We start from the raw sequence: 2,770 nt of genomic DNA, 5'->3' as shown, positions 1-2,770 counted from the left end.
CCCGTCCCCGGCAGCGCCGCCACCAGGTAGCGGGCCGTCAGGCTGCCTTCCGCACGGGCGACTTCCTCCGGGGCGCCGGCCGCGACGACGCGGCCTCCCGCCGCGCCGCCGCCGGGGCCCATGTCGATGACCCGGTCGGCCCCGGCGACGACGGCCATGTCGTGCTCGACGACCACGACGGAGTTGCCCGCGTCCACGAGCCCGTGCAGCTGGCGCAGGAGCAGTTCGGTGTCGGCGGGGTGCAGCCCGGTGGTGGGCTCGTCGAGTACGTACAGGGTGTGGCCGCGGTGCGTGCGCTGGAGTTCGGCGGCGAGCTTGATGCGCTGCGCCTCGCCGCCGGACAGCTCGGTGGCGGGCTGGCCGAGCCGCAGATAGCCCAGGCCCACGTCGCGCAGGGTGGCGAGGCCGCGCAGCGCGGCGGGCACGTCGGCGAGGAAGCCGGCCGCCGCATCGACGGTCATGCCGAGCACGTCGGCGATGGTGGCGCCGCGGTAGGTGATATCCAGCGTCTCGGGGTTGTAGCGCGCGCCGTGGCAGGCGGTGCAGGGGGCGTAGGTGCCGGGCAGGAAGAGGAGTTCGACGGCGACGAAGCCCTCGCCCTGGCAGGTCTCGCAGCGCCCGGCGGGCACGTTGAAGGAGAACCGGCCGGCGGTGTAGCCGCGGGCTCGGGCCTCGTCGGTCGCGGCGAACACCTTGCGGACGGCGTCGAAGAGCCCGGTGTAGGTGGCGAGGTTGGAACGCGGGGTGCGCCCGATGGGCTTCTGGTCCACGCGCACCAGCCGGTCGATCGCCTCCAGCCCCTTGGCCCGCACCTCGTACGGCCCGTCGGCTCCGGCGCCCGGCCCGTCCGTTCCGGCGGCCGTCTCCTCACCCGAATCGGCGGCGTCCGTGCTCTCGCCGCCCAGGTGCTCGGCGACGGCGTCCGCGAGGACCTGGCTGATCAGCGTCGACTTGCCGGAGCCGGAGACTCCGGTGACGGCGGTGAAGACGCCGAGCGGGATGTCGGCGTCGAGGTCGCGCAGGTTGTGCCGGGTGACGCCGTGCAGCCGCACCGTTCCCGTGGGCGTGCGGCGGACGGGTTCGGCGGACGGTGCGTCGGGGTCCGGGAAGACGAAGCGCCGGGTCGCCGACTCGGCGACGTCGGCGAGCCCGGCGACCGGGCCGCTGTAGAGCACCCGCCCGCCGTGTTCCCCGGCGTGCGGCCCGACGTCCACGATCCAGTCGGCGCGGCGTACGACGTCCATGTGGTGCTCGACGACGAAGAGGGAGTTCCCCGCGGCCTTGAGCCGGTCCAGGACGGTGAGCAGGGCCGCGCTGTCGGCGGGGTGCAGCCCGGCGGAGGGCTCGTCGAGCACGTACACGACGCCGAAGAGCCCGGAGCGCAGCTGGGTGGCGAGCCGGAGGCGCTGGAGTTCCCCGGCGGACAGGGTGGGGGTGGGCCGGTCCGTGCTCAGATAGCCGAGGCCGAGTTCGGTGAGCACCTCGACGCGGGCGACGAGGTCCGCGGCGAGCAGCGCGGCCGGGCTCTCGTCGGCCGTGGCGGCGGCGGGCCGCAACAGGTCGCCGAGCGCGCTCAGCGGCAGGGCCGCAACGTCGGCGATGTCGCGGCCCGCGAAGGTGACGTCGAGCGCCTCGGGCCGCAGCCGCCGCCCCCGGCAGCCGGGGCACGCGCCGCTGACCAGGTACCGCTGGACGCGCGTCCGCAGCGTGCTGCTCTTGGAGTCGGCGAAGGTGTGCAGCACATAGCGCCGGGCGCTCATGTACGTGCCCTGGTACGGGCGGTGGATGCGGCCCGCGTCGCGCACGGGGTGGACGGTGACGACGGGCTGCTCGTCGGTGAACAGGATCCAGTCCCGTTCGGCCCGCGGCAGCTCGCGCCAGGGGCGGTCGATGTCGTGGCCGAGCGCGGCGAGGATGTCCCGCAGGTTCTTGCCCTGCCAGGCGCCGGGCCACGCGGCGATCGCGCCCTCGCGGATGGAGAGGCTCCCGTCGGGTACGAGGGAGTCCTCGGTGACCTCGTGGACGCGGCCGAGGCCGTGGCAGTCGGGGCAGGCCCCGGCGGCGGTGTTCGGCGAGAAGGCGTCCGAGTCGAGCCGCTGCGCGCCGTCGGGGTAGTCGCCCGCGCGGGAGTAGAGCATCCGCAGCGAGTTGGAGAGGGTGGTGACGGTGCCGACGGAGGACCGGGAGGTGGGCGCGGAGCGGCGCTGTTCCAGGGCGACGGCCGGCGGCAGCCCGGAGATCTCCTCGACCTTGGGCGCGCCGACCTGGTGGATGAGGCGGCGCGCGTACGGGGCGACGGACTCGAAGTAGCGGCGCTGGGCCTCCGCGTACACGGTGCCGAAGGCCAGCGAGCTCTTGCCGGAGCCGGAGACTCCGGTGAAGACGACGAGCGCGTCGCGCGGGATGTCGACGTCCACGACCCGCAGATTGTGCTCACGGGCGCCGCGGACGCGTACGTACGGGTCGTGCGCGGCGTCGTACGGGTCGTACCGGTCGTGCGCGGCGTCACCGCCGTGCCGCGGGTGCGTCGGCGGCGGGTCTGCCGGGTCGTTCATCGAGGTCGTCTCCGCTGGTCGGCGCTGTGCTCTCGCTGTTCTCGCTCGCCGATCCTAGGCGCGAAGGCCCCGTGGACGCCCGGCGGGCCCGCCGCCCGGGTCAGCGGCGCGCCACTCCGGTCCGTACCGCGCCGCCCGGGTCAGTGCCGCGCCGCGCGGGTCAGTAGCGCAGCGCGCCCGAGACGCGCCGCCGCCCGGACGTGGAGCGCCGGGCG

At 75.2% G+C, this 2,770-nt stretch carries 1 protein-coding gene; it reads right to left on the bottom strand.

Translation table 11 applies throughout. The features are described from left to right. Positions 1-2,555 (bottom strand): ABC transporter (locus ACFU99_RS39995; RefSeq protein ID WP_384402575.1); only part of this gene is annotated, 2,555 nt, incomplete at its 3' end. Between the last annotated feature and the right edge of the window lie 215 nt (positions 2,556-2,770).

It is taken from the genome of Streptomyces sp. NPDC057654 (assembly GCF_042800135.1).
Lineage (GTDB): Bacteria > Actinomycetota > Actinomycetes > Streptomycetales > Streptomycetaceae > Streptomyces.
The sequence above is the reverse complement of the archived record's forward strand: the minus strand, read 5'-3'. Positions and strand labels throughout refer to the sequence as shown.